This is a genomic window from Qipengyuania flava (assembly GCF_019448255.1).
Classification (GTDB): Bacteria; Pseudomonadota; Alphaproteobacteria; order Sphingomonadales; family Sphingomonadaceae; genus Qipengyuania; species Qipengyuania flava_A.
Map to the genome: position 1 here is coordinate 1,944,035 of NZ_CP080410.1, position 26,596 is coordinate 1,970,630.

28 protein-coding genes are annotated in these 26,596 nt (G+C 65.3%); 18 read left to right on the plus strand and 10 right to left on the minus strand.

Annotated features, from left to right (window positions below):
- The first annotated feature begins 19 nt into the window (after positions 1-19).
- The 4 genes from purB to KUV82_RS09605 are packed head-to-tail and all read left to right on the plus strand — an operon-like array spanning position 20 to position 3,068.
- Positions 20-1,330 carry an adenylosuccinate lyase gene (purB, locus tag KUV82_RS09590; protein WP_219954067.1) on the plus strand — a complete coding sequence of 437 codons (1,311 nt, stop codon included), beginning with the start codon at positions 20-22 and terminating at the stop codon, positions 1,328-1,330.
- Positions 1,331-1,389: 59 nt separating this feature from the next.
- Positions 1,390-1,746, plus strand: coding sequence for a LapA family protein (locus tag KUV82_RS09595; protein WP_219954068.1), 357 nt, complete (start codon positions 1,390-1,392; stop codon positions 1,744-1,746).
- On the plus strand, positions 1,743-2,417 hold the full coding sequence (pyrF, locus tag KUV82_RS09600; RefSeq protein ID WP_219954069.1) for an orotidine-5'-phosphate decarboxylase: 675 nt from the start codon (positions 1,743-1,745) through the stop codon (positions 2,415-2,417). Before KUV82_RS09595 ends, pyrF begins: the two co-directional genes overlap by 4 nt.
- A gap of 12 nt (positions 2,418-2,429) precedes the next feature.
- On the plus strand, positions 2,430-3,068 hold the full coding sequence (locus KUV82_RS09605) for a phosphoribosylanthranilate isomerase (protein WP_219954070.1): 639 nt from the start codon (positions 2,430-2,432) through the stop codon (positions 3,066-3,068).
- A gap of 55 nt (positions 3,069-3,123) precedes the next feature.
- Here the strand turns inward: KUV82_RS09605 and KUV82_RS09610 are convergent, their stop codons facing one another.
- Complete coding sequence (locus KUV82_RS09610) at positions 3,124-3,567, minus strand: outer membrane protein (protein ID WP_219954071.1); 444 nt, start codon at positions 3,565-3,567, stop codon at positions 3,124-3,126.
- A gap of 272 nt (positions 3,568-3,839) precedes the next feature.
- On the opposite strand from KUV82_RS09610, the gene trpB reads away from it, so the two are divergent.
- From trpB to KUV82_RS09635, 5 genes are read left to right on the plus strand one after another with little or no spacing between them, the layout of a single operon-like run.
- Complete coding sequence (gene trpB, locus KUV82_RS09615) at positions 3,840-5,057, plus strand: tryptophan synthase subunit beta (RefSeq protein WP_219954072.1); 1,218 nt, start codon at positions 3,840-3,842, stop codon at positions 5,055-5,057.
- Positions 5,054-5,239: a hypothetical protein gene (locus tag KUV82_RS09620; protein ID WP_219954073.1), complete on the plus strand. Its 186-nt coding sequence runs from the start codon at positions 5,054-5,056 to the stop codon at positions 5,237-5,239. The genes trpB and KUV82_RS09620 overlap by 4 nt, the downstream gene beginning before the upstream one ends.
- Positions 5,236-6,027, plus strand: coding sequence for a tryptophan synthase subunit alpha (gene trpA, locus KUV82_RS09625; RefSeq protein WP_219954074.1), 792 nt, complete (start codon positions 5,236-5,238; stop codon positions 6,025-6,027). The genes KUV82_RS09620 and trpA overlap by 4 nt, the downstream gene beginning before the upstream one ends.
- On the plus strand, positions 6,024-6,872 hold the full coding sequence (gene accD, locus KUV82_RS09630; RefSeq protein WP_219954075.1) for an acetyl-CoA carboxylase, carboxyltransferase subunit beta: 849 nt from the start codon (positions 6,024-6,026) through the stop codon (positions 6,870-6,872). The genes trpA and accD overlap by 4 nt, the downstream gene beginning before the upstream one ends.
- A gap of 8 nt (positions 6,873-6,880) precedes the next feature.
- Entirely contained in the window at positions 6,881-8,218 is a 1,338-nt protein-coding gene (locus tag KUV82_RS09635; protein WP_219954076.1) for a bifunctional folylpolyglutamate synthase/dihydrofolate synthase, read from the plus strand.
- Here the strand turns inward: KUV82_RS09635 and KUV82_RS09640 are convergent.
- Together KUV82_RS09640 and KUV82_RS09645 are read right to left on the minus strand one after the other, a co-directional pair.
- Positions 8,215-8,580 carry a PilZ domain-containing protein gene (locus KUV82_RS09640; RefSeq protein WP_219954077.1) on the minus strand — a complete coding sequence of 122 codons (366 nt, stop codon included), beginning with the start codon at positions 8,578-8,580 and terminating at the stop codon, positions 8,215-8,217. The genes KUV82_RS09635 and KUV82_RS09640 overlap by 4 nt on opposite strands.
- 67 nt (positions 8,581-8,647) lie before the next feature.
- Positions 8,648-10,372, minus strand: a complete 1,725-nt coding sequence (locus KUV82_RS09645; RefSeq protein ID WP_219954078.1) for an AmpG family muropeptide MFS transporter — start codon at positions 10,370-10,372, stop codon at positions 8,648-8,650.
- A 71-nt stretch (positions 10,373-10,443) separates the two neighbouring features.
- On the opposite strand from KUV82_RS09645, the gene KUV82_RS09650 reads away from it, so the two are divergent.
- Genes KUV82_RS09650 through rsmD form a run of 3 tightly spaced genes read left to right on the plus strand, consistent with a single transcriptional unit; the run spans position 10,444 to position 12,941 of the window.
- Positions 10,444-11,607, plus strand: a complete 1,164-nt coding sequence (locus KUV82_RS09650) for an aromatic ring-hydroxylating oxygenase subunit alpha (protein ID WP_219954079.1) — start codon at positions 10,444-10,446, stop codon at positions 11,605-11,607.
- Between the two features lie 18 nt (positions 11,608-11,625).
- On the plus strand, positions 11,626-12,390 hold the full coding sequence (locus KUV82_RS09655; RefSeq protein WP_219954080.1) for a pseudouridine synthase: 765 nt from the start codon (positions 11,626-11,628) through the stop codon (positions 12,388-12,390).
- On the plus strand, positions 12,387-12,941 hold the full coding sequence (rsmD, locus tag KUV82_RS09660; protein WP_219954081.1) for a 16S rRNA (guanine(966)-N(2))-methyltransferase RsmD: 555 nt from the start codon (positions 12,387-12,389) through the stop codon (positions 12,939-12,941). Before KUV82_RS09655 ends, rsmD begins: the two co-directional genes overlap by 4 nt.
- A 7-nt stretch (positions 12,942-12,948) precedes the next feature.
- Here rsmD and KUV82_RS09665 read toward each other — a convergent pair whose 3' ends face one another.
- Together KUV82_RS09665 and KUV82_RS09670 are read right to left on the minus strand one after the other, a co-directional pair.
- On the minus strand, positions 12,949-13,371 hold the full coding sequence (locus KUV82_RS09665) for a hypothetical protein (RefSeq protein WP_219954082.1): 423 nt from the start codon (positions 13,369-13,371) through the stop codon (positions 12,949-12,951).
- A 289-nt stretch (positions 13,372-13,660) separates the two neighbouring features.
- Positions 13,661-13,933, minus strand: a complete 273-nt coding sequence (locus KUV82_RS09670) for a hypothetical protein (protein WP_219954083.1) — start codon at positions 13,931-13,933, stop codon at positions 13,661-13,663.
- A 148-nt stretch (positions 13,934-14,081) separates the two neighbouring features.
- Here KUV82_RS09670 and KUV82_RS09675 point away from each other — a divergent pair, with 148 nt between their 5' ends.
- Positions 14,082-16,397 carry an ATP-dependent helicase gene (locus tag KUV82_RS09675; RefSeq protein WP_219954084.1) on the plus strand — a complete coding sequence of 772 codons (2,316 nt, stop codon included), beginning with the start codon at positions 14,082-14,084 and terminating at the stop codon, positions 16,395-16,397.
- On the opposite strand, the gene trhA is transcribed toward KUV82_RS09675, so the two are convergent.
- From trhA to KUV82_RS09695, 4 genes are all read right to left on the minus strand, one after another.
- Positions 16,394-17,023: a PAQR family membrane homeostasis protein TrhA gene (trhA, locus tag KUV82_RS09680; protein WP_219954085.1), complete on the minus strand. Its 630-nt coding sequence runs from the start codon at positions 17,021-17,023 to the stop codon at positions 16,394-16,396. The genes KUV82_RS09675 and trhA overlap by 4 nt on opposite strands.
- Positions 17,024-17,083: 60 nt before the next feature.
- Positions 17,084-17,908 (minus strand): sterol desaturase family protein, encoded by an 825-nt coding sequence (locus tag KUV82_RS09685; protein ID WP_219954086.1) that lies wholly within the window; start codon positions 17,906-17,908, stop codon positions 17,084-17,086.
- Positions 17,909-17,952: 44 nt separating this feature from the next.
- On the minus strand, positions 17,953-19,332 hold the full coding sequence (locus tag KUV82_RS09690) for a DEAD/DEAH box helicase (protein ID WP_219954087.1): 1,380 nt from the start codon (positions 19,330-19,332) through the stop codon (positions 17,953-17,955).
- 119 nt (positions 19,333-19,451) lie between these two features.
- On the minus strand, positions 19,452-20,021 hold the full coding sequence (locus tag KUV82_RS09695; RefSeq protein ID WP_219954088.1) for a hypothetical protein: 570 nt from the start codon (positions 20,019-20,021) through the stop codon (positions 19,452-19,454).
- A 161-nt stretch (positions 20,022-20,182) separates the two neighbouring features.
- Here KUV82_RS09695 and KUV82_RS09700 point away from each other — a divergent pair, with 161 nt between their 5' ends.
- The 5 genes from KUV82_RS09700 to KUV82_RS09720 all read left to right on the plus strand — a co-directional run bounded on the left by KUV82_RS09700 (position 20,183) and on the right by KUV82_RS09720 (position 25,420).
- Complete coding sequence (locus KUV82_RS09700) at positions 20,183-21,631, plus strand: FAD-binding oxidoreductase (RefSeq protein ID WP_219954089.1); 1,449 nt, start codon at positions 20,183-20,185, stop codon at positions 21,629-21,631.
- 66 nt (positions 21,632-21,697) lie between these two features.
- Positions 21,698-22,486: a SapC family protein gene (locus tag KUV82_RS09705; RefSeq protein ID WP_219954090.1), complete on the plus strand. Its 789-nt coding sequence runs from the start codon at positions 21,698-21,700 to the stop codon at positions 22,484-22,486.
- A gap of 82 nt (positions 22,487-22,568) precedes the next feature.
- Positions 22,569-23,513, plus strand: coding sequence for a PDZ domain-containing protein (locus KUV82_RS09710; protein ID WP_219954091.1), 945 nt, complete (start codon positions 22,569-22,571; stop codon positions 23,511-23,513).
- Positions 23,514-23,582: 69 nt separating this feature from the next.
- On the plus strand, positions 23,583-24,620 hold the full coding sequence (locus tag KUV82_RS09715) for a mannose-1-phosphate guanylyltransferase (protein ID WP_219954092.1): 1,038 nt from the start codon (positions 23,583-23,585) through the stop codon (positions 24,618-24,620).
- Complete coding sequence (locus tag KUV82_RS09720) at positions 24,617-25,420, plus strand: class I mannose-6-phosphate isomerase (RefSeq protein ID WP_219954093.1); 804 nt, start codon at positions 24,617-24,619, stop codon at positions 25,418-25,420. The genes KUV82_RS09715 and KUV82_RS09720 overlap by 4 nt, the downstream gene beginning before the upstream one ends.
- A 204-nt stretch (positions 25,421-25,624) precedes the next feature.
- Here the strand turns inward: KUV82_RS09720 and KUV82_RS09725 are convergent, their stop codons facing one another.
- Positions 25,625-26,575, minus strand: a complete 951-nt coding sequence (locus tag KUV82_RS09725; RefSeq protein ID WP_219954094.1) for an N-formylglutamate amidohydrolase — start codon at positions 26,573-26,575, stop codon at positions 25,625-25,627.
- Positions 26,576-26,596: the final 21 nt, after the last annotated feature.

The window sequence follows — 26,596 nt, forward strand, 5'->3', positions numbered from 1 at the left end:
ACCAGCCCGGAGTTCTTACATGGTCCCCCGCTACGCCCGCCCCGACATGACCGCCCTTTGGGAGCCGGAAGCCAAGTACCGCATCTGGTTCGAAATCGAAGCGCATGCGACAGAGAAGCTCGGCGAGCTGGGCGTGGTGCCGGAAAGCGCGGCCAAAGCGCTGTGGGACTGGTGGGCGACGAACCCCAAGATCGACGTCGAGGCCATTGACGCCATCGAGGCGGTGACCAAGCATGATGTGATCGCCTTCCTTACCTGGGTGGCCGAAAATGTCGGCGACGAAGCGCGCTTCATGCACCAGGGCATGACCAGCTCCGACGTGCTCGACACCACGCTGGCGGTCCAGCTCGCCCGATCGGCCGATATCCTGCTGGCCGATCTCGACGCGCTGCTGGAAGCGATTAAGCGCCGCGCCGAAGAGCACAAATACACCCCGACTATCGGCCGCAGCCACGGCATCCATGCCGAGCCCGTCACTTTCGGCCTCAAGCTCGCCCAGGCCTATGCCGAATTCGACCGCTGCAAGACCCGCCTGATCGCCGCGCGCGAGGAAATCGCCACCTGCGCGATCAGCGGCGCTGTCGGCACTTTCGCCAATATCGACCCGCAGGTGGAAGAGCATGTTGCCGAGAAGCTCGGCCTCTCGATCGAACCGGTGTCGACGCAGGTCATCCCGCGCGATCGCCACGCCATGTTCTTCTCGACCCTGGCAGTCATCGCCGGCTCGATCGAACGCGTCGCCGTCGAGGTCCGCCACCTGCAGCGCACCGAAGTGCTCGAGGCTGAAGAATACTTCTCGCCCGGCCAGAAGGGCTCGAGCGCGATGCCGCACAAGCGCAACCCGATCCTGACCGAAAACCTCACCGGCCAGGCGCGCATGATCCGCGCCTACGCCCTGCCCGCGCTTGAAAACGTAGCCCTGTGGCACGAGCGCGATATCTCGCATTCCTCGGTCGAGCGCTTTATCGGGCCCGACGCCTGCATCACGCTCGACTTCGCGCTGGCCCGCCTCACCGGCGTGATCGACAAGCTGCTGGTCTATCCCGACCGCATGCAGGCCAACATGGATCGCATGGGCGGCCTCATCCATTCGCAGCGCGTGCTGCTGGCGCTCACCCAGAACGGCGTGAGCCGCGAGGACGCGTATCGCCTTGTCCAGCGCAACGCGATGAAGGTGTGGGAATCGGACGGCAAGCTCATGCTGCTCGACCTGTTGAAGCAGGACGAGGAAGTGACCGCCGCGCTCAGCGCCGAACAGCTCGAAGAGAAATTCGACCTCGAATACCACTTCAAGCATGTCGACACGATCTTCGCGCGGGTGTTCGGCTAGACGCGCGCGCCTGCGCCGCCTAGCATCGCGCCAAAGGATACAAAGGGGGAGCCTTCCATATGCAGATCGTGCGCACCATCGTCTGGGTCCTGCTGCTGTTTTCGCTGCTGGCCTTCAGCTTCTTTAACTGGAAGCCGGTCGAAGTGCAGATCTGGTCCAACCTCGTGCTGGAAACCAAGCTGCCCGCGCTGGTGATCATCTCCTTCCTGCTCGGCCTCGTACCGATGTGGCTGCTCCACCGGGCAAGCAAGTGGCGCGCGAGCCGGCGCATCAACGCGCTTGAAGCGGCGACCACGCGCCTTGCGACCCCCTCACCCACCCCTGCCCCGACGGCCGAAGCAGCCTCTTCGCCCAAGAAGGACCTGCCGCCCGAGCCCGCCAACCCGATCGATCCGGAACCTACGAAACCCGCATGAGCAACCCGATCTACCTCGCCCTCGACGTCCCGCACCTGCGCGACGGCCTTGACCTCGCCAAGAAGGTCAAGGGACATGTCGGCGGCATCAAGCTGGGGCTGGAGTTCTTCTGTGCTCACGGCGCGCACGGGGTACACATGATCGGCCAGCTCGGCCTGCCGATCTTCCTCGACCTCAAGCTCTACGACATTCCCAACACCGTCGCCGGCGCGATGCAGGCGATCCATGTGCTCGAACCCAGCATCGTGACCGTCCATGCGAGCGGCGGGCGCGCCATGCTCGAAGACGCAAAGGCTGCGGCGGGAGAGAACACCAAGGTGGTCGGCGTGACCATGCTCACCAGCATGGACGACCGCGATCTCCAGCGCACCGGCATCGAAGGCAGCTCGCACGATCACGTCATGCGGCTGGCCGATCTTGCGCATGACGCGGGGCTCGACGGGATTGTCTGCTCGGGCCAGGAGATCAAGGCCGTCCACGACCAGTGGAAGGACGGCTATTTCGTCGTTCCAGGCTTGCGCCCCGCCGGCAGCGCGGTGGGCGACCAGAAACGCGTCGTCACGCCCCGACAGGCGCGCGACGACGGGGCCAGCGTGCTCGTGATCGGCCGGCCGATCAGCCGCGCCGACGATCCCGCCCAAGCCGCCCGCGATATCGAGGCGACGCTTTAAAGCTCCTTTCTGATGCCGGTAGCCATCAAGATTTGCGGGATTTCGACGCCGGAGACGCTCGACGCCGTGCTCGAGGCGCGAGCGGATTATGTCGGGCTGAATTTTTTCCCGCCCAGCCCGCGCCATGTCGATCTCGGTGTAGCCCGCGCCCTGGCCGACCGCTCTGGTGGGCGGATCACCCGGGTCGGGGTATTCGTCGATCCCGATGACAGCCTGCTGTCCGCCGCCGTCGAAGCCGCCCGCCTCAATGCGATTCAGCTCCATGCGGAAGAAAGCCCGCAGCGCTGCGCCGATGTGAAGGCGCGCTTCGGCCTCCCCGTTTGGAAGGTCATCCCGGTCAGCACCGCAGAAGATGTGGCGCGCGCCGCCCAATACCGCGAGGTCGCCGATTTCATCCTGTTCGATGCGAAGACCCCGAAGGACGCCGCCATGCCCGGCGGCATGGGCCTGCGCTTCGACTGGTCGCTGCTTTCGGGCAGCCCCACCCCCCTGCCCTGGGGCCTGGCGGGCGGCCTGTCGCGTGCCAATGTGGCGGAGGCTATAGCTGCGACCGGCGCGCCGATGGTCGATGTGTCCTCGGGTGTCGAGAGCGGTCCCGGCGTCAAGGATTCCGCTGCAATCGCGGCCTTTTGCGCCGCCGTCCGCGCATAGAAAAAGGGGCGATCCCGAAGGACCGCCCCCAAGCGTTTCAAGCGAAAGAGATCGCTTAAAAGCTCATGCCAACGCCGACGACGGCGGTGTTCACGTCGACGAAGTCGAAGAAGCGGCGGTATTCGGCCTTCAGGTAGACGCGCTCGCCGACCTTGTGCTCGTAACCGGCGCCAGCGTGGAACGCGTCGCCATCGTTGAAGCTGTAACCTGCGGTGACGTAGAGCTTGCCGGCATCGCCGAGCTTCGCGCCGCCACGTGCGGTTGCGCCGAACACGACGTCGGTGCCGTCGGCGAGGATCTTGTCGGCCGAAGCTTCGACGCCGATGAAGGCGCCGGTGCCGAGGTCGAAGTCGTAGCCAGCGGCGACGCCAGCGACGGCTTCTTCAACGCCGTTTGCCCAGGCGATACCGCCACGAGCTTCGACGCGAGCTTCGTTGGCCGAAGCCGGTGCGGCGACGGCGACAGTTGCAACTGCTGCGAACAGAGCAATCTTGCGCATTATGTTTTTTCCTTGTTGTCGCGCTCGCTTAAGTGCGAGCGGGGCGCGGCATCTGGAGGCGGTTCCGCCATAATACAACAAGACGATGCACATTTATACTCATCATGAAGATATTTGTTGCAGTCGAAGCACAGTATCCGTTGCGCGACTGACCAGATGATACTCCAGTTTGCGCTACGGCGTTCACGCTTTGCAGGAGTCAGAACGAATTTTGACCCTGCGACCAGAGCTTTCTGGACATCTTGTCCCGGCGATGCGAAGCGCGGCGGCGTATGACTCAAGACGCCCCCAACTCCTTCCGCAACCAGCCCGATGAGCGCGGCCATTTTGGCGATTTCGGCGGACGCTATGTCGCCGAAACGCTGATGCCGCTGATCCTAGACCTGGAACGCGAATACCGCGCCGCGCAGGCCGATCCGGAATTCCAGCGCGAGTTCGACGATTTGCTCGAACACTATGTCGGTCGCCCCAGCCCGCTCTACTTCGCCGAGCGGCTGACCGAGGCGCTCGGCGGCGCGCAGGTCTGGTTCAAGCGCGACGAGCTCAACCACACGGGCGCGCACAAGATCAACAATTGCATCGGGCAGATCCTGCTTGCCCGCCGTATGGGCAAGACGCGCATCATCGCTGAAACCGGTGCGGGCCAGCACGGTGTCGCCACCGCCACCGTCTGCGCGCGCTTCGGCCTGCCTTGCGTGATCTACATGGGCGCCGAGGACGTGAAGCGGCAGTCGCCCAACGTCTTCCGCATGAAACTGCTCGGCGCCGAAGTCGTCCCCGTCACCAGCGGCGGCGCGACATTGAAGGACGCCATGAACGAGGGGCTGCGCGACTGGGTCGCGAACGTCCACGACACCTTCTACATCATCGGCACCGCGGCCGGCCCGCACCCCTATCCCGAGCTGGTCCGCGATTTCCAGAGCGTGATCGGCAAAGAAGCGCGCCAGCAGATGCAGGACCGCATCGGCCGCCTGCCCGACCTTCTGGTGGCGGCCATCGGCGGCGGTTCCAACGCACTCGGCCTGTTCCACCCCTTCCTCGACGATCCCGATGTGAAGATGCTCGGCGTCGAAGCGGCCGGCCACGGTCTCGATGGCGACGAACACGCAGCGAGCCTGCTCGGCGGCGTTCCGGGCGTGCTCCACGGCAACAAGACCTACCTGCTGCAGGACGAGGACGGCCAGATCACCGAAGGCCACTCGATCAGCGCCGGCCTCGACTATCCCGGCATCGGCCCCGAGCACGCCTGGCTGAAAGAGATGGAGCGTGTCGAATACACCGCCGTGACCGACGAGGAAGCGCTCGAAGCCTTTCAGCTCCTTTGCCGTACCGAGGGAATCATCCCCGCGCTGGAGCCGAGCCACGCTATCGCGGCGGTGGCGAAGATCGCCAAGGACATGCCCAAGGACAGCGTAATCCTCGCCAACCTGTGCGGCCGAGGTGACAAGGACATCTTCACCGTCGCCGAGCGTCTTGGAGTGGAGATGTGAGCATCTCAGCCGGGCGCGCCGCCGTATTCTTCCTGATCGCCTTGCCGATCGGCTTCATCCTGACTGCGCTCGGTTTTGTGGTGACAGGCCGTGCGATCGACGCACCCGCCATGGCCCCTTGGGCTCTTTCAATCGCGCTCCTTGCGGGTGCCGTTGCAGCATTTCGGAAGTCCGCTGAATGACCCGCTTATCCAACGCATTTTCCAAGCCCCACCCCGCGCTCGTCTGCTTCCTTACCGCAGGCGATGGCGACACCGCGGCCAATCTCGACGCGCTGGTCGAGGGCGGCGCGGATGTGATCGAGCTCGGGATGCCCTTCACCGACCCCATGGCCGATGGCCCCGCGATTCAGGCGGCGAATCTTCGCAGTCTCGGCGCGGGGACCAAGACCGCCGACGCGCTGCGCATTGCGACCGATTTCCGCGCGCGACATCCAGAAGTGCCGCTGGTGCTGATGGGCTATGCCAACCCGATGGTCCGTCGCGGGCCCGAATGGTTCGCTGCCGCCGCGAAGGACGCGGGGGTCGACGGCGTGATCTGCGTCGACATTCCGCCCGAAGAAGACGATGCGCTTGGCCCGGCGCTGCGCGAGGCCGGAATTGCCCCGATCCGCCTTGCCACGCCTACCACTGACGACAAGCGCCTGCCCGCGGTGATCGAGGGCAGCGAAGGCTTCCTCTACTACGTCGCGGTCGCCGGGATCACCGGCATGCAGCAGGCGGCGATCGAATCGATCGAAGCGAACGTCACCCGTATCAAGAAGGCTACCGATATCCCTGTCGCCGTCGGATTCGGCGTCCGCACCCCCGAACAGGCGGGTGAAATCGCGCAGGTTGCCGATGGCGTGGTGGTGGGTTCCGCACTGATCGACATCGTGGCCGAACACGGCGCGAACGCCCCGGCAAAGCTGCGCGAGCTTACCGCAGGACTTGCCAAGGCGGTCCATTCGGCGGCAAAGGGCGCGGCATGAACTGGTTCACCCGCGTCCGCAATTCGATCACCTCGCTGTCCAAGCGCAGCACGGAGAAAGACCTCTGGGTCAAATGCCCGAGCTGCCAGCAGATGGTGTTCGCGCAGGAGTATGAGGACAATTCCTTCGTCTGCCCGCGCTGCGACCACCATGGCCGCATCGGCGCCGACGAGCGCCTGCGCCAGCTGCTCGACGCCGGGTTCGAAACGCTTCCGATCCCCGATGTGACCGAAGATCCGCTCAAGTTCCGCGATACGTCGAAATACACCGACCGCCTCAAGAAGGCCCGCGCCGCCAATCCGCACAAGGACGCCTTCCTCGTCGGATCGGGCGAGATCGAAGGCAAGGCGGCCGTAGTCGGCGTGCAGGACTTCGGCTTCATGGGCGGATCGATGGGCATGGCCGTGGGCACTGCCTTTTGCCAGGGCGCCGAACGCGCGCTGACGCGGCACTGCCCCTATATCGTCGTCACCGCAGCCGGCGGTGCGCGCATGCAGGAAGGCATTCTCTCCCTCATGCAGATGCCCAAGGCGACGGTGATGACCCGCCGCCTAAAGGAAGCCAAACTGCCCTATATCGTCGTGCTGACCGACCCGACCACGGGCGGCGTCACCGCGAGCTACGCCATGCTTGGCGACATCCATATCGCAGAGCCCGGCGCGCTTATCGGCTTTGCCGGCCAGCGCGTGATCCAGGACACGATCCGCGAGCAACTGCCCGACGGCTTCCAGCGTGCCGAGTACCTGCACAAGCACGGCATGGTCGACATGGTGGTCCACCGCCACGACCTGAAGGACACGCTGGCGACGCTGATCGACTATCTGGCGCCCGCCAAGGCTGCCTGATCCGCGCCATGCGGGACTTCGCCCGCTCCGACCATGAAGGAGTTCAGGCCCAACTCGACCGGCTGGGCGCGCTCTCCGTGCCCGACGGGCGCCTGGGTCTCGAGACGATCCGCGCGCTGCTCGACCGTCTCGGCAATCCGCACCGCAGGCTGCCGCCGGTGTTCCATATCGCGGGGACCAACGGCAAGGGTTCGACCTGCGCTTTCCTGCGCGCGATGCTGGAAGCGGATGGCTACGCGGTTCATGTTACTACCAGCCCGCACCTCGTGCGCTATAACGAGCGTATTCGCGTCGCAGGCACGCTGATCGAGGACGACCGGCTGGCCGCGCTTCTCGCCGAGGTGCTGGACGCGGGCGAGGACCTCAACCCGAGCTTTTTCGAAGTTACCATTGCGGCCGCTTTCACCGAATTTGCGCGCGTGCCGGCCGATGCCTGCGTGGTCGAAGTTGGCCTTGGCGGGCGGTTCGATGCGACCAATGTTCTGGAGCCCGACGTCCTCGCCGCCTGCGGTATTGCCGCGCTCGGCATCGATCACGAACGCTTCCTCCTCGCGCCCGAGGACGGGGTGCCAACGGAGCCCATCGCGCGCATCGCGTTCGAGAAAGCAGGGATAGCGAAAGCCGGCGTGCCGCTGGTCACCCTGGCGGAGCGCTACGACTATCCGGCAGAGGCCAGCGCGGTGATCCGGGCAGTTGCGGAGGGCAAGGGCAGCCCGCTTTTCGAGCGAGGGAGCGATTGGGGTGCAAAGCCCGTGGGACGCGGCGCGCATCCTCCCTTTGAGGACGATCTAAGCGTCGCCTATGCCGACGACCTCGGTCATTTCCATATCCGCGATATCGCGATGCGCGGCCGCCACCAGGCCCTGAATGTCGGCCTCGCTACCGCCATGATACGTCACCAGTCAAAGCTGCGCGTCAGCGAGGATGCGATTACCCGGGGCGCCGCCAGCGCGCGCTGGCCGGCCCGGCTCCAGCGGCTTTCACCGGGCGCGCTCACCGGAACCCGCGAAGTGTGGCTCGACGGGGGGCACAACCCCAGCGCGGGCGATACGCTCGCGGCGCATTTCGAGGGCCGCAGGATGCACCTGGTTCTCGGGATGCTTTCCGCGAAAGATCCCGCTGCTCTGACAGGCCCGCTTGCCGGGTCGATCGAGACGGTGACCGTTGTCCCGGTGCCGGGGCATGACTGGCACGGCGTGGATGCTTTCGGGCCGGGCGCGAAGGAAGCCGACACCCTGACCGATGCCATGGCAAGCCTACCCGAAGACGGGCTCCCCGTGCTGATTGCGGGATCGCTCTACCTTGCCGGAGAAGCGCTGCGCCTGAACGGCGAAATGCCGGACTAGAGCCGAACGGGCCCTTGCGCCCAGCGCTTGGCCTCGTCCTTAGTCTGGACACCCTCTTCGCCAAGAATCGCTTCGGCGTTCTTGCGGGTTTCGAGGATCGCCCGGTGCGAAATCGGTTCTTCGAATCGGATTCCGATATGCGCGCCATCGCGCCAGCTTACTTCGCCAAACGCTTCGTAGCGCAGCCAAACGAGCAGGCATTCCCTGGCGAAACTGTCCTTGCTCGGCAGCACCAGATGCGCCCCGCCCTGCGAGATATCGACGATTTCGACCTTGAGCCGCGCGTCCAGAGTTTCCAGCACGGCAGGGACGCCGAGACGCAGCCGCGCGAAATCGCGGCGAGGAGTGTCTGGCTTGGACATAGGCTCGGTCATAGACGGGCAGGCTAGCGCGGAATGGTTATCACGCGCTTAAAATGCAGGCTGCGGGTTATTCGGCCGGCACGGCCTCGCGCGCTTCGGGAGCGACCACGCCCCCGCCATCCTTTGCCCGGCTTTCGCGCCACCATTCGATGCACACCAGCACGGCTGCGGCAAGGCCGATCCAGGTGGTCAGGATGAAGACGTCGTAATAGCCCTGGTTCTCGATCATCTCGCCCAGCGCCCCGCGGCCGAGCGTGCCGACCAGCAAGGTAAGCGACGACAGCAGCGCATACTGCACCGCGCTGAATTTCTTCGACACGATCGAGGAAAGCCAGGCGATATAGGCCGCGCCCGCGATACCAATGGCGAGGTTTTCGAAGGCAATGGTGATGGTCAGCTTGGCCAGCTCTGCATCGCCGATCTCGGGGATTTGCATGATCAGGTAGGTAAATCCGACCGCATCGCTGAAGGCCTGCATATTGGCCCCGCCCACCGCCATGTCGGCGTAGAGCAGGTTCGTCAGCGCCGCAAGCACCCCGCCGATCAGCAGCGTCGCCATGCGTCCGATGGTCGTCAGCATCAGTCCGCCCAGCGCAAGGCCTGCAATGATGGCGCCCACCCCAAAGAACTTGGAAGCGAAGGCGACATCGTCGTTCGTGTACTCCAGTTCGCCGAGGTAGAAGGGATAGGCGAAAGTGCCCCAGATCGCGTCGCAGATGCGGTAGGTCAGGACCACCGCGAGGATCAGCACCAGGCTCCAGCCCATCCGGCCGACGAACTCGACCAAAGGCAGCACGAGCGCGCGGTAGAGGTGGTCGAGGGCGTAGGACCCGCCGCTCGCCTCGGGCGCATCTTCGGCCAGCAGGTTCTTGCCCTGTTTCTTCTGGCTCGACAGCCAGCCCGCGATCAGCGCGGGCAGGATGATCGTGGCGACGATGATCCACGGGCCCCAGGTCAGCGTGAACTGCGTGGGGTTCGGGCGGTCTTCCGGCGCGTAGGTCATCGACATGATCATGAAGGCCAGCACCGCGCCAATCGCGACCGCCCACAGCAGGCCGACGGCAGCGAGCGCGCGGTTGCGGACCGCCGGGGCAAGCTCGCCCGCCTTGCGCAGCGCGCGCACCTGTTCATCGCCTGCGCTGGCTTCGGCGGCGCCTTCCGCGTTGGGCGCGAACAGGCCGACCGTGCCGACGGCAAGCAGGATCCCGCCCATCAGCATGTAGGTTTCGGGCCAGCCGATGCGTGCGGCAATGATAAGGCCCAGCGCCCCGCCCACCAGCGAAGAGAGACGGTAGCCCATCTGGTAGACGGTCGAGAGGATATCGATTGTCGCCACCTCGTCGGCCACGTCGATGCGCCAGGCGTTGATGGCAATGTCCTGCGTGGCGCTGGCGAAGGCGCCGATACCGGCGAGTAGCGAGAACATGCCGAGCTGCGTGCGCGGTTCGAGGAGGCTCATGGTGACGAGGATCGTGCCCAGCAGCAGCTGCATCGGGATGATCCACTGCTTGCGCTTGCCAAGCTTGCGCAGCAGCGGAATGTCGACCTTGTCGATCAGCGGCGACCACAGGAACTGGAAGGCATAAGCGAGCCCGATCAGCGAGAAGATGCCCATCGTCTCGAGGTCGACCTCCGCCTCGGTCAGCCAGGCGAACAGCGTGCCCAGGAACAGGGCGAAAGGCAGGCCGCTGGCAAAACCGAAGATCAGCATGAAACCGGTCTTGCGGTTGCCCAGAGCCATGCCGAGCGTGCGCCAGGCGGAGATTTTTTTCTTTTCGGCGACCTCGGCCATTCCCTAGCGTCCTTCCACTTCGGCGTATTTTTTGCGACACTAGCGGCAGGAGAGAGCGAGGAACAGGCGTCATGAGCGCTGTCGACATCAAACATCCACCGCGTCGTCCCACCGACGGCATGGTCGCCCTTGCCAGGGATATTGCCGAGGGCCGCAAACGCGACTCATCGGACATGACCAGCGTACCGGCGAGCGTCTACACCGACCCCGCGCGCTGGGAGGCGGAGAAGGCCGCGATTTACGACCGGCTGCCGCAAATCCTTTGCCCGTCGGCGCTGCTGCCCGATCCGGGCATGGCGGTGCCGCACGATGCCACCGGCCGTCCCCTGCTCATCACCCGCGATGCCGACGGGCAGGCGCATGTCTTTTTGAACGTATGCCGCCACCGGGGGACGCGGCTCGTCGAGGGCGGCGAGGTGCAATGCACCAAGAAGCTCGTGTGCCCCTACCATGCATGGACCTATTCGGTGGACGGGCGGCTGCTGGCCCTGCCCCGGCCCGACACTTTCCCCGGCCTCGACAAGGGCACACACGGCCTCGTCGAACTGCCTTCGAAGGAAACCGGTGGCCTCATCTGGTTCTGCCCGCGTGAGGACACGGCCGATTTCACTCTCGCCGAAGCTATCGGCGAGGATTTCGATGCTCTCGGCATGGGCGAACAGGTGCTCTTCCGCCGCAAGACGCACGAGGTCGCGGGCAACTGGAAGCTTATCATGGATGCCTTCCTTGAAAGCTACCATGTCACCCGGCTGCACGCGAACACCATCGGCCCCTTCTTCAAGGACGGGGCGACCAGCGGCGACCGGATCGGCCCGCACGCGCGCGCGGCGGTCGGACGGCTGGAGGAGATGGAGGGCGTCGACCTTACCGACATGGCCGCGCTGCGCCGCGTGGTGACCTACGCCTACCAGCTGCTGCCCGGCGCCCTTATCATCCCCAGCCCCGACTACATCAACGTGATGGTCATGATGCCGCAGGCGCATAACCGCACGCTGGTCGAAGACTTCATGCTGATCCCCGAACCGCCCGCGACTGACAAGGCGCGCAACCACTGGGAACGCAGCTGGGCGCTGCTCGACGGCGGCGTATTCGCAAGCGAGGATTTCCGCGCGGCGGAGCTCGGCCAGCAGGGTCTCGCCACGGGCGCGGTCCCGCATCTGACCCTCGGAACGATGGAGGGCGGCATCCGGCGATATTACGAGACCGTCGAAGAAGCCTTGCGGGCGGCAGGCTGAACGCCTAGCTGCGCGGCCATGGCCGACAAGCGACTACCCGAAGAAGGCGACCGGATCGCCAAGCTGCTCGCCCGCGCCGGTGTCGCAAGCCGCCGCGAGATCGAGCGCATGATCGCGGACAAGCGCGTGGCAATCGACGGGAAGGTGCTCGATACACCGGCCGTCAAGCTGACCAGTCTCAAGGGCGTGACGGTCGACGGCAAACCAGTCGGCCAGGCCGAGGCCGCCCGGCTCTTCGCGTTTCACAAGCCCTCGGGCCTGCTGACCGCAGAGCGCGACCCCAAGGGCCGCCCGACGATCTACACTGCGCTGCGCAACGCCCTGCCCAAGGGTGCGGGCCGCGTGATGCCGGTGGGGCGTCTCGACTTCAACACAGAGGGGCTGCTGCTGCTCACCAACGATGGCGAGCTCAAGCGTTCGATGGAACTGCCCTCCTCCGGCATCCCCCGCACCTACCGTGCGCGCGCCTTCGGCGACGTGACGCAGGCACAGCTCGACGAGCTTATCGAAGGCATCGAAATCGACGGTGTGCGCTACGGCCGCATCGAAGCGGACCTTGAGCGCGGCGCGGGCAAGAACCGCTGGGTCCAGATGACGCTGACCGAGGGCAAGAACCGCGAGGTGCGCCGCGTGCTCGAACACCTTGGCATGAAGGTGAACCGCCTGCTGCGCATCGGCTACGGTCCCTTCGAGCTGGGCGAGCTCGCCCGCGGCCAGGCGGTCGAAATCCGCCAGGCCGATGTCGAACGCTTCCGCAAGCAGATCAAGCGGAACCGCGCATGAGGATCGTTGCGGGCCAATGGCGCGGGCGCAAGCTGGTCGCCCCGTCCGGCGAGATTACACGGCCAACTGCCGACCGCACCCGCGAGACGCTGTTCTCCATGCTCACCAGCCGCCTCGGCAGTTTCGAAGAGCTCGCCGTACTCGACCTGTTTGCCGGATCGGGCGCGCTGGGCCTCGAAGCCCTCTCGCGCGGCGCTGCATCTTGCACCTTCGTCGAACAGGAAGCGTCGGCCGTGAAGGCCATCCGTGCCAATATCGACGCTCTCGATGCGCGCCGGCAGACCACGGTGCAACAGGCCTCGGTCATGTCGTTGGGTCCGGCAAAGCAGCCGCATGACCTCATCCTGCTCGACCCGCCCTACGGTACGGGCGCGGGCGAGGTGGCGCTCGACCGGATGCTTCGTCTCGGCTGGATCGGGCCAGCCACCTGGATGGCGCTCGAGACCGGCGCGAAGGAAACGGTTTCGATCAAGGGGCTGGACTGCGTGGCCGATCGCCGCGTCGGAAAGGCCCGCCTGTGGCTATTGAGGCTGGCTTCCGACGCGGCGTGACGCGGCCTCAGGAGCGACCCATGGGCTCGTCGCCTTGGGTGGCCGCGTCAGACCCATCGGGAGTCTCGGCCGGCTGCGCGGCGCGCTCTTCGATCATTCGCCACGCTTCTGATCGGCCCGCCTCGTCCATGGCGACAAGAGCCAGCCGATCCGTGTCGGTCAGAGCGAAGAACAGCTCCTGCCGCTCGGGTGTGAGCGTCCAGAAATAGGCCTGCGCGTCGGGGGGCCAACTCTCGTAGGTTGCTCGCCGCTCGGCCGGCCAGCTCTCCATCACCTCCAGTTCGTCACCCGGCGTATCCGGCTGAGCGGCCGATTCTTCTGCCGGCTGCTGGGCGCTGTGCGCCGGATCCACAGCCTCATACTGGGCAAGCGCGGGAATGCTGATGACGGCAAGCTGGCCGCCGACGAGGTACCAAAATGTCTTTCGCATGCGATCCTCCTTGGGATTCGAACATGCGCAACGAACGCGACCCTTGGCCCCTTCCCCGAGGGACAGGGCCAGCATCCTCCCAAGGGCTCCGCTTGGCAATCGCGCGCGCCTGTGCTCGGCGCGGCGAGCCAACGGTCCGGCGTGGAGCGTTTCGCAAACGCGCCCAGCGGCCGATCGCGCCTGCGCTTCGCCCCAACGCAATCGGGGGCGGAGCCGCCATGGCAGCCCCGCCCCCTCCAAGCGCCGTGCGCGGGCCGCAGGTGCGACCGGCACGAGCTGAAGCTCGGTCTTACATGTCGCTGGCGGGCTTGCCCGGCCAGTAATCCAGCGGGCGGTCGCCCCACTTGAGACCGGCGGCACGCGGGTTGATGCAGCCGTCCTGGTCTTCCTTCATGCACACATCGTAGACCTTGCCCTCGATGCGGACCTTGGTCGCCTGGCCGCGTGCGTTTGTTTCGACGACCTCCGGCGATTTTGCCTTGGTCCCGTGATCATCGGCTGCGGCGGGGGCTGCGGTCATCGCGAGACCCATTGCGGCGGCTGCGGCAAAGAGGGCTTTCATGGTGTTCTCCATTAATTTCTGTATCTTACAAGTCGCCCAACGCCCAAGCCGCTGACAAGGTTCCGATATGGCTCCGGCGGAATGCGCGCTGTGGAGGTCGCCAGCGCCTTGCGTATCGCCGCAGTGTTCCCTACCTGTTCACCGACCTATGTCCCTGCCCGAATCCCCTCCGAAAGCCGCCGAAAACGGCGCTGTTCCGCCCTACGCCGCGCGTCTCAACACACCCCAGCGCGAGGCCGTCCTGACGACCGAAGGGCCGGTGCTGATGCTGGCGGGAGCGGGCACGGGCAAGACGGCTGCGCTGACCGCGCGTTTGGCACATCTCATCGCAACCCGCCGCGCGTGGCCGAGCGAGATCCTCTGCGTGACCTTCACCAACAAGGCCGCGCGCGAAATGCGCGAGCGTGTCGGGCGCCATATCGGCAATGCGGTGGAGGGCATGCCCTGGCTCGGCACGTTCCATTCGATCGGCGCGCGCATGCTGCGTCGTCATGCCGAGCTGGTGGGCCTTGAAAGCAACTATACGATCATCGACACCGACGACCAACTGCGCCTGCTGAAGCAGCTGATCCAGGAAAACGACCTCGACGAGAAGCGCTGGCCCGCGCGTCAGCTGGCCGGCCTGATCGACCGCTGGAAGAACCGCGGGCTCAACCCCGGCGACCTCGATGCGGTCGAGAACGAGAGCTATGCCAACGGTCGCGGCGCGCAGTTCTACAAGCTCTATCAGGACCGGCTGAAGGCGCTGAACGCCTGCGATTTCGGTGACCTGCTGCTCCATATGCTGAACATCTTCCGCCAGCACCGCGACGTGCTGGAGCAGTACCAGCAGCGCTTCAAATACATCCTTGTCGACGAATACCAGGACACCAACCAGGTCCAGTACCTGTGGCTGCGCTTGCTCGCCCAGGCTCGCAAGAACATTTGCGTAGTGGGCGATGACGACCAGTCGATCTATTCCTGGCGCGGCGCGGAAGTCGCCAATATCCTCAAGTTCGAAAAGGATTTTCCCGGCGCGGCGGTGATCAAGCTGGAGCAGAACTATCGCTCCACACCGCAGATCCTTGCAGCCGCATCGGGCCTGATCGACGCCAACAGCGAACGGCTCGGCAAGACGCTCTGGACCGAGCTTCCGGCGGGCGAGAAGGTCCGCGTGATCGGCGTATGGGACGCACCCGAGGAAGCCCGCCGCGTGGGCGAGGAGATCGAGCGCCTCGAAAGCGAAGGCGCCCCGCTCGACGAGGTCGCCATCCTCGTGCGCGCCCAGTACCAGACGCGCGAGTTCGAAGATCGCTTCATCCAGATCGGCCTCAACTACCGCATCGTGGGCGGCTTCCGCTTCTACGAACGCGCTGAAATTCGCGACGCCCTCGCCTACCTGCGCACCATCGCCCAGCCGGCCGACGACCTCGCCTTCGAGCGCATCTACAACCAGCCCAAGCGCGGCCTCGGCGCAAAAACGCTTGAAGCCATGCGCCGCCACGCCCGCCGCACGCAGACCCCGCTAGCCGCTGCCAGCCTCGACCTGTGCGAAACCGACGAGCTCCCGGCGCGCGCGCGCAACAACCTCGTCGCCCTGCTCGGCCAGTTCGTCCACTGGCGCGAGGAGGCGGAGAAGGTCACGCCGTCCGAACTGCTGCGCACCGTGCTGGCGGAAAGCGGCTATGAGGACATGCTCCAGAAGGACCGCAGCGCGGAAAGCGCCGGACGCCTTGAAAACCTCACCGAACTCGCCCGCGCGATGGAGGAATACGAGACGCTCGGCGACTTCCTCGAGCATGTCAGCCTGGTGATGGACAACGACCGCGCCGACGATGGCGAGAAGGTCACCATCATGACCATGCACGCGGCCAAGGGGCTGGAGTTCGACCATGTGTTCCTGCCGGGCTGGGAGGAAGGCGTGTTTCCGAGCCAGCGATCGCTCGACGAAGGCGGGCTGGCGAGCCTCGAGGAGGAACGCCGGCTAGCCTATGTCGCGATTACCCGCGCAAAGCGGCGCTGCACGATCCTGCACGCCGCGAACCGGCGGATCTATGGCCAGTGGACCAGCTCGATACCCAGCCGCTTCGTCGAGGAATTGCCCGAGGAATTCGTCAACAGCGAGACGACCATGACCGGCGGCGCCTCCCTCTGGCGGGCCAACTGGAGCGAGAACGAGGACCCGTTTGCGCATGTCTCGTCGAACCGTCCCGATCGCTCCGGCGCGCGTGGGCCCGGCTGGCAGCGGGCGCTGTCGAATGGCTATGACACGACGCCGAAGCGCCTGGCCGAACCCGGCCGCAGCGCTGCCAGCTTTGCCGCCAAGCCGCGCAGCGACATCGCGCTGGGCGCGCGCGTGTTTCACGACAAGTTCGGCTATGGCTGCGTGACCGATCAGGAAGGCAATAAGCTGACCATTGAGTTCGAGCAGGCCGGCGAAAAGCGCGTGCTCGACAGCTTCGTCACCCTCGCTGAAAACACCTAGGCGACGGCCACCCAGATCGCGGTGAGGAAGGCCGTTCCGCCCAGCGTCCCGAAGGCATGCCAGATCGGGTAACGGAAGGCCATCTCCTTGTTCTTGTAGAACAAAGTCCCGATCGTGTAGAAAACACCACCGGCCACGACCGCGAGGGTCGAGGCGAGCGGCAGGCCGCTCAGGAAGTCCGGCAAGGCGGCAAGCGCGAACCAGCCGAGGGCGAGGTAGGACATCAGCGACCAGCGCGAATCGATCTCGGCGGCGGAGACCTTGAACCAGACCCCCGCCAGGGCGAACAGCCAGATGAGGGCAAGGATACCCATCGCGCTGTAGCTGCCGGTCGCGAGCAGGAGCGGCGTGAAGGTGCCCGCGATCACGATGTAGATCGCCGAATGATCCCAGCGGCGCAGGGCCGGCCGCAGCTCGTGGCGCGGGTGCAAATGGTAAGCAAAGGAAATGCCGACCGAGGCCAGCGCCGAGATAACATAGACCAGCACTGCCAGGATCAGCGTGGCGTTGCCTGCGCTCATCACCCGGTTGAGGAGGAACACGCTGGCTATCGCAAAGGCGCTGAGGCTGACCGCGTGGACAATGCCGTCAGCGCGGCGTTCCGGCGATGTCTTGCTTGGATACATGGGCGGCTCGATAGGGCCAGTTCGCCCCCGGTTCCAGAGCCGAAATGCGGGCGGCGCTCCTTAGGCGGCCGGCTCCTGCGAAGTCCGGGCCTCCGGCTTGCGGGTCCAGTACCGGCGCTCGAACGGACGGGCCAGTTCGCCGAGAAACCCGCGTGTCCCTTCCGCAATCCCGGTTTCGCAATCGAGATAGGGCGCCGGGTCCATATAAGTCCCGAACACCCGGTCCCACAGCGTGATGGTGTTGCCGAAATTGGTGCCCATCAGCTCTTCGTCGCGAATATGGTGCAAGCGGTGCGCTGCGGGCGAGATCAGGACCTTGCCGAAGACGCCGAGCGTCCAGGGCACGTCACAGTGGATGAAATAGGCCCACCAGCCGCGCAGGAACGCCGATCCCGCGATGGCCCATTCGGGCAGGCCTAGGAAGAGCAGCAGTACGAAATCCACGAGCACACTGAGCAGCTTGCTTAGCGGATGCTTGCGCTGGACCGAGAGCCAATGCAGCGCCGTGTCGGCGTGGTGCGTGGCGTGAATGCGCCAGAGCAGCGGATGGTGCTCGAAACGGTGGCGCCAGTAGACGGTCAAATCCGCAATCGCGATCGCCGCGAACAGGACCAGGAATTCGTTCTGGCTGTCCCAGAAGGTGCCGAGCGCCGGCATGGCCACGATTTGATCGCGAATGGCGCCTTCGGGAACAGCGAAGAGTGGCGCGATCAGCACCAGGTTGAGCAGCATCAGGCCGAGATTGGTCGTAAACTCGTCCCGCGCACGCCCCATCGCCGCGACAATAGTCTTGCGTTTCATGAGCAGGGCGAGCGTACCAAACACCGCGCCCGTCATCGCGAGCCACAGCAGCGTGCTTTCGGCGTGTTTGGCAAAAATCTCCATCGCACCGCTAGCTATGCGGTGCGCATGGTTAGGAAGACGTTAAATCAGGTCGCCGAAACGTCGAGAAAGCCGGGACGCGGGCCGTTCCACTCGCCGGCTGCAACCGGCGCGTCGTCTTCACCGCGCTTGCGGCGGCTTTCGCGCTTGGGCTTGGGTTCCTTGGGCGCGGCATCCTTGGCCTTGCGCTCCCGCTTTTCGCGCGGAGCCTCTTCATCGTCCCGGCTCTTGCGAGCGCGCTTGGGCTTTTCGCCCTGTTCTTCGCGCTCTTCACGTTTTTCGGCCGGCTTTTCGACGAGATCGACGCGGACATCTTCCTTGCCGAAGACCTTGATCGCCGATCCGGTCAGCTTCTCGACATTGGCAATCGCCTCGGCGTCCTCATCGGCGACGAAGGTGAAGGCACGGCCCTTGGCGCCCGCGCGGCCGGTGCGGCCGATGCGGTGGACATAGTCATCCGGGTGCCAGGGCGTGTCGAAGTTGAACACGTGGCTGACACCCTTGATGTCGAGCCCGCGTGCCGCAACGTCCGACGCAACGAGGATGTTGACCTCGCCCTTCTTGAAGCGATCCAGTTCCTTGAGGCGGTTCGACTGGTCCATGTCGCCATGGATCTCGCTGCTGGCAAAACCATAGCTCTGCAGGCTCTTGTTCAGCTCGCGCACGGTCGTCTTGCGGTTGGCGAAGATGATCGCCGTCTCGACATGGTCGTGGCTGAGCAGCCAGCGCAGCGTTTCGCGCTTCTGACGGCTCTTCACCGGGACCTTAAAGGCGGTGATATCCTTGTTCGTGGTTGCCGCGCGGCTCACCTCGATCCGCTTGGGATTGCTGAGGAACTTCTTGGCCAGCTTTTCAATCGGCGGCGGCATCGTCGCCGAGAACAGCATGGTCTGGCGCGTGTCGGGTAGCTTGTCGCAGATGAACTCGATATCGGGAATGAAGCCCATGTCGAGCATGCGGTCGGCTTCGTCGATGACCAGCAGTTCGCAGCCATTCAGCAGGATCTTGCCGCGCTCGAACAGGTCCATCAGGCGACCCGGGGTGGCGATCAGCACGTCGACGCCTTCGTTGAGCGCCTTGACCTGGTCACCCATCTGCACGCCGCCGATAAGCAGTGCCATCTTGAGATCGTGGTACTTGCCGTACTTCTCGAAATTCTCGGCCACCTGGGCGGCGAGTTCGCGGGTCGGTTCGAGGATGAGGCTGCGCGGCATGAGCGCCCGGCGGCGGCCGGCGGCCATCACATCGATCATCGGCAGCACGAAGCTGGCGGTCTTGCCCGTGCCGGTCTGCGCAATGCCGATCATGTCCTTCATCATCAGCACCGGCGGAATGGCTTCGCGCTGGATGTCGGTCGGCGCGGTGTAGCCGGCTTCGCTTACTGCCTTGAGCAAGTCTTCGGAAAGGCCGAGATCGGCGAAAGTCATGCGGTTCGAAACTGTCCCTGGAACGTTGGCCGACCCAAACCCGCGCGTCCGCAGTATCGGCTGGGCGCGCCCTTCGCCGGAAATGCCGGAAAAGTCAAGAATTCGGCGCTTCGCGCGCCTCAGCGTTCCCCGGCAACCGCAACGAGGCGGTTGAAACTGGAGATCCGGCACTTCGCGCCTGCACGCGACATCAGCCGGTCGCGGTCGACGCAAAGGCGCCCGTCCTCGTTCCGCTCGACATAGAAGCCGAGGTAGAAATCGCGCGGGCTGCACGCTTTCTCGAGGCTGGCGGTGATGATCTGCCGGTTGCGCATATACATCACGAGGCGGCTGCCCCGGTCGGACACGCCCACGATATCGCCTGCGTTGAGACAGCTGCCGTGTGGCCGTTCAACGAGGCGGGCGGGCTGTCCCTGGCGCGGAAGCTGCGCGAGCATGCTACGCCGCGTGCTGCTGGGTTGCGGGTTGATGCGCAGGATCACGCGCTGTTCGATACGGACCTGCTGCGCCACGGGGACGCTGGCGATACCGGAGAAGCCGATCCACGACGGACGCCGGTCCGACAAGGAACCAAGGTCGATCGTCCCGCTCTCGCTCTCGCGCGCCTTGCCGGCCACGTCCTCGGCCTGCGCGCCCTGCGGCGTGCCCAATGCAATCAGCATGGCAGCAAGAGGTGACAGGAAGGACATTGGCTTTGCTCGGGAACGCTCCTCGAAACGCCGGTCACGGATAGGGGCCGACACTGTTGGCGTTGCCGTTGCCCCACCACGCTTGAATGCGGGCTTAATTGTTCTGGCAGGGTTGGCAAGTGGTGGCCTTTGCCCGTCCACCTGTGGCAAAGGCGCCGCACATGAGCGATACCGAGTCCTTTCTGAGCGCAGCACAGGAGCTGCTTGGCCCGCGCGGCTTCACTGTCGATCCCGAGCTGGTCGAACCCTGGCTGACCGACTGGCGCGGCCGCTACACCGGCAGGGCGCTGGGCCTTGCCTCCCCGGCCTCTACGGACGAGGTGTCTGCCTTTGTGAAACTGTGCGCGCAGCACGGCGTGCCGATCGTCCCGCAAGGCGGCAACAGCGGCATGTCGGGCGGCGCGACTCCCGATGAAAGCGGGACCAGCGTGATTATCTCGCTGAGGCGGATGAACGCGGTGCGCGCTTTCGACATCGCGGCCCAGCAGATCACCTGCGATGCGGGCCTTGTCCTCCAGACGCTTCACGAAACGGTCGAGGCTGAGGGCCTGCGCTTCCCGCTTACACTCGGCGGCAAGGGATCGGCGACCGTAGGCGGCCTTATCTCGACCAACGCGGGCGGGACCCAGGTGCTGCGCCACGGCACCATGCGCGCGCAGGTGCTGGGGGTCGAGGCGGTGCTGGCCGACGGATCGGTCTATTCCGGCCTCGTACCGCTCAAGAAGGATAACCGCGGTTTCGATCTCAAGCAGCTGCTGATCGGATCGGAAGGCACGCTTGGCATCGTGACCGGCGCGACGCTGAAGCTCGTGCCGCAGATCGGCGAGCGCCGGGTGGCCTGGGTGGGCCTGCCCAGCCTCTCGAAAGCGCGGAAATTGCTGCTCCACTGCGAAGCTGTCGCAGGCGACGCGCTGGAAGGCTTCGAAGTGCTCCCCGCGCATTGCCTCCAATCGGTGCTCGCTCACCTGCCCGATGCGCGAAGCCCGCTCGATGGCGAGCACGCCTGGCACGCGCTGGTCGAGCTGGTCGCCGGCGAAGGCCGCACCGATGCGCTCGACACATTGGTCGAGGACCTCTTCGCCAGCGCGATGGAGGCCGACCTGCTCGAAGATGCGGTAATCTCGGCGAGCGAAAGCCAGGCGGAAGCCTTCTGGCAGCTTCGCGATTCCATTGCGCCGGCCGAACGCGCGATCGGCCCCGCCATGCAGCACGACATTTCCGTGCCGGTCGCGCGGATGCCCGAGTTCGTCGAAACCGTCTCGCCCGAAGTGGAAGCCCGGTTCGAGGGGACATGCGCCGTTGGCTTCGGCCACCTGGGCGATGGCAACATCCATTTCCACGTCCTCGCCCCCGAAGGCGCGGTGCGCGGAGAATGGGAAGCCACGCAGGGCAAGCAGGTCTCTGCCTTCGTTCACGACCGCGTGGCCGCGTTCGGCGGATCGCTCAGCGCCGAGCACGGAATCGGCCAGATGAAGCGCGACGAGCTGGGCCGGCTGGGCGATCCGGTGGCGCTGGCGATGATGCGCAGCGTGAAGCAGGCGCTCGACCCGCGGGGGATACTCAACCCCGGCAAGCTCGTGCCGCTTGCACCCGAGGCCGCAACACCGTAAAGCGCGCGCTTCGTGCGTATGCCCTCCGGGCATGCCGCCCAATCCATTCGAATTTCGGAGAGATCCATGGCCAGCGCGCCGCAATCCAACCTGCCCCTGTTCTTCAAAGACCTCATGCCGCTCAACAGCAAGGACCACGCGAACTACCGCGCGCGTCCGATGAGCAAGGCTCCCTGGCTTGTCGGCCAGCACGCCATCCCGCTGACGGTCGACGAATTCGTCTCCGCCCAGCGCGATCTCCCGATCGTGTTCTCGACCGGCGAAGATGCTGTTCCGCTGGCGCTGATGGGCCTCAACGAAGGGGTCAACACCTTCGTCGACGACGAAGGCAAGGTCATGGATAACCTGTACCTGCCGGCCTACATCCGCCGCCACCCCTACATGCTGGCCCGCCTGAAGCCCGATGCCGACGAAATGTCGCTCTGCTTCGACCCGACCGCCGAAAACATCGGCGAATTCGAAGACGGCGAACCGCTGTTCGAAGACGGCAAGCCGACCGAATTCACCAAGCAGATCCTCGAGTATTGCGAGCAGTTCGAGCAGGCCGGTCAGCGCACCAAGGCCTTCATGGACGAGCTGCGCCAGCACGACCTCCTCATGGACGGCGAAATCGCCATCCAGCAGCAGGGCAACGACAAGCCGTTCGTCTATCGCGGCTTCCAGATGATCAACCAGGACAAGCTGCGCGAACTGCGCGGTGACCAGCTGCGCAAGTGGACCGAGAGCGGCCTGCTGCCTCTGATCTGGGCGCAGATCTTCTCGCTCGACGTGATGCGCACGATCTTCGGTCGTCAGCTCCAGCAGGGTAAGGTGCCGCTTGGCGACGCCATGACCGCCGGTGCTCCGACGATCTGATCCTTTCGCAAAGGGGGCGCCGCGCCACACGGCGGGCGCCCCCCTAGCGCTTTTCCTGCGACGCGCGGTTCTTGCGCTCGCATTGCTGTGCGGTACGCCCGCGCTGGCGGATTTCGACCTTCACGATCCGGACCGCCCGCGTGTCCCGCTCGAGGTCTTCCAGGAGAAGGAAGACCGCCTGTTCCGAATCGGCTACCGGCTGGCGACCCACAATGCGCCTTTTTGCGAAGGCGCTATCAGCGTTTCCGGCCTCTTGCTCCATGATGCGCACAGCTATGGCAGTCCCGAAGCGGTGCGCCTGCTGTTCCAGCTGAGCGGCGATATCGGCGTGCAGTCGGTCGCCGAAGGCTCGCCCGCCGCTCTCGCCGGCCTGCGCCAGAACGACACCATCCTCGCAGTAAACGGACGCTCCATCGACGATGGCTGGCCCCGGGCCGAACCGCGCTGGAAGCGCGTTTTCAACCTGCGCGATTCGATCGACGCTGCGCTTGCAAGCGGATCGGTCGAGCTCACCTGGCGCTCCCCCGGCGGTGAACCGCAATCCGCCACTCTTGTTGGCGTGCCCGCCTGCCCAACCCGCTTCGAGCTGGTCGATAACCGCAAGAACGCCGCAGCCGATGGCGATCGCGTGATGGTCGGCAAGGATTTTCCCGGTTTCAGCTATGACGAGCCCACTCTCGCCGCGCTGGTCGCGCACGAGATGGCCCACAATATCTTGCGCCACGCTGAGACGTTCAACCGGATCGGCTGGAAGCGCCGCCTCGTCCGGGTCTCTGAGCGCGACGCCGATCGCCTGATGCCCTGGCTGCTGCAGAACGCCGGCTACGAGCCGAGCGCTGCTGTGACCTTCATGCAGGTCTGGGGGCCGCGCCACGACGGCGGCATCTTCCGCAAACGCACGCACGACGGCTGGGATGAACGAGTGGACCTAATCGAGGCCGAATTGCCTCTGGTCCTCGCATTCGCATCGCCAGAAGGCACAGTGGATTGGAAAACCCACTTCACGCGATTGCTGCCGGAGCAATAGTTCGGCTATTTCCGATTGCGAGACGGCAGCCCGCACCCGCGAGCCTGCCGTGGGTCCGTGGAGAGAGCGATGTCCCGCATAGTTCCGGTGGTTTTGTGCGGCGGCAGCGGCACCCGCTTGTGGCCACGCAGCCGCGCCGACAAGCCGAAGCCCTTCATCCCCCTGCTTGGTGAGAAGACCCTGTTTGAGGAGACGCTGTCGCGCTGCGCGGATCGCAGCGAATTCGGCGCTCCGGTGGTCGTAATCGGGGAAAAACATCTCGCGATTGCCCAGGAACAGGCACGGCCCATCGCCCCCGACGCGCGCTTCATTGTAGAACCCTGCGGCCGCAATACCGCGCCTGCCGTGGCCCTTGCCGCGCACGCGGTCGACCCCGGCGACATCATGCTGGTGTGCCCGAGCGACCACTTCATCGCCCAGCCCGACGCCTTCCAGGAGGCTGCCATTGCGGCGGCCGGCCTGGCAAGAGACGGCTGGCTGGTGTGCTTCGGGATCGCCGCAACGGCGCCTGAAACCGGCTATGGCTATCTGCGGCGGGGCGAGGCGCTGGATACCGGCAGCAAGGTCGCCCAATTTGTCGAAAAGCCCGACCTCGAACGCGCCCTCGCCTTTGTGGCGGACGGAGGATACGCTTGGAACGGCGGTATTTTCGCGCTGCCGGCCGGCCTTTTCCTCGATGAGCTGGCCGCGCATCGCAGCGCCATGGCCGAACAGGTCGCCGCGGCCTTCGACAATGCGCGGACAGAGGATGCCAGGATTTTCCCCGATGCCGGGGCCTTTGGCGCCATCGCCGGGGAATCGGTCGACTACGCGGTCATGGAAAACACCGATCGGGCCGCCATGGTCGATGTGTCGATGGGCTGGTCCGATATCGGAAACTGGGATGCGCTGATGAGCAAGCGCAGCGCCGATGATGACGGCAATGTCGTGCTGGGCAGCGGCGAGATCATCGCGGCCAGCGGAACCATGATCGATACCGACGGGCCGCACGTCACCGTGGTCGGCGCAAGCGACACCGTGGTCGTGGTCGACGGCGAGGATATCCTGGTTGCGGCGCGGTCCGCCGTCCAGCGCGTCGGCGAAGCCAGCCGCTGCAAGTCGCAATGAGCCGCAAGCTTCCCCGCAAATACGTCGAGAAGGTCTGGGGCGCGGACCGCCTGCCGGACGCGTTCGACGTTCCCAGCGATGCCCGCTTCGGCGAAGTCTGGTTCGAACCGCCTCCCGAGCTGCCGCAGCTGCTGGCGAAGTACATTTTCACCAGCGAGCGGCTGTCGGTGCAGAACCACCCGAGCGATGCACAGGCCGAAGCCATGGGGTTCGGGCGCAACGGCAAGAGCGAATGCTGGGTGATCCTCGAAAGCGCGCCCGACGCAACCATCGCGGTGGGCTTCCGCGAGGAACATTCCCCCGAAGCGCTCCGCACCGCCGCGCTCGACGGGTCGATCGTCGACCTGCTCGAATGGCACCCGGTTACCAAGGGCGATGTGTTCTACATTCCCTCCGGCACGGTGCATGCGATTGGCGCCGGAGTGAACCTCATCGAGGTCCAGCAGAACAGCGATATCACCTTCCGCCTGTTCGACTATGGCCGCCCGCGCGAACTGCATCTCGACGGCGGCCTTTCCGTTGCCGAAACAGGCCCTTATTCCGCAGACCTGCGGAGCCGTGTTGGCAGTGGTTCGGCAACGCTTGTCGACGGCCCGCACTTCCGCCTCGACTGTTTTTCCGCCGAAACCGGCCCGGCGCATGGGCTGACCGGCCCAGCCATTGCGATCGCGTTCGACGGGTCGCCCAAGGTAGGCGACGAGAGCCTGTCGCTTGGCGACTGCCTGCTGGTCGAGGATATGGCGGGCATGGCGATCACTGGGACTGGCTCGGTGCTGGTTTCGCAGCCCAAGGCTGGCTAAGCCGCTCACCGGTTTTTCCCCTGCGGCAAACCGCCGCAGCCCCGTTCCCCCGGGCTTGAAAGCCGGTTTCCAGAGATTATCTTTGATGTGTCCGCTGCGCTTCCCCTCATGGCGCACGGACAAATGCACTTCTGTGCATTTCCTCCCTGAACCTTGGCCACCCCGTGTATCTTCATTCACGGGGTGGTTTTTTCTTGGAAGCGCCTATTCGGCAGCCTGCGAGAAGCCGCCGCCTCGCCCCATCAGGGCGGTTTCCGCGCCCAGCGTGCGCACGAGGCCTGCCAGCAGCTTGACGATCGCCGGAAGGCGCGCGCTCGGCTGGTCGAGGCGTGCGTCGAGATAGGTGCTACGGCACACCTCGATCTGGATCGCGTGGATGCCCCTCTGGGTCTGCCCGTAGCGGTCGAGGACATAGCCTCCCGAATAGGGCCGGTTGTGCGCCACACGACGCCCCTGGGTGGCGAGATAGCGCATTGTTAGATCGACAAGGCCGGGATCGCAAGAGGCACCAAAGCGGTCGCCGATGACGAACTCTGCCGGCTGGTCCTGGGGGTGCGATGGGCGAAGGGGCGGCATCGAGTGCAAGTCGATCAGCAGGGCCACGCCCCATTGGTCGCGAAGCCGTTCAAGCTCGGCAGCGAGAGCGCCGTGATAGGGCTCGTAAATCCCCTCGATCCACGCATCGACCTCCTGCCGCTCGAGCGGTCGGCGCCATAGCTCCCCCATGCCGGGAACCCGTCGCGGAATCAGTCCGAGCCCGCTGCGCGAGCGGCGGTTGGCCAGCGAATGGCGCGTCTGCGGCGGACGCGTTCCGCGCACCATCGCCCAATCGATGTCTTCTGAAGACCGATTGAGGTCGATCATCGCCCTGGGAGCGGTGGCAAGCAGCAGGTTCGCTCCAGTCGCAAAGGCGACCGGCTTACCCACAGCGTCAATATGGCGGTCTTCAAGCCGCAGCTTGGCCTGCGCCGGATCGCGCAGCGTCTCCAGAACCGGATCGGGATAGGCCCTGCCGGCGTGCGGCATTGCGACCACGATCGGCGCCGCCTGCTCCGCATAGCGCCACAGGCGATAGGCCGGCTCCCCCAGGCCGGGGATGGCCCCTCCGCTTTCGCACACCGGATCCTCCGGGAATTGGGGGGGCGTTGAATCCATGGAGCCAAGCTTGGTCGCTCC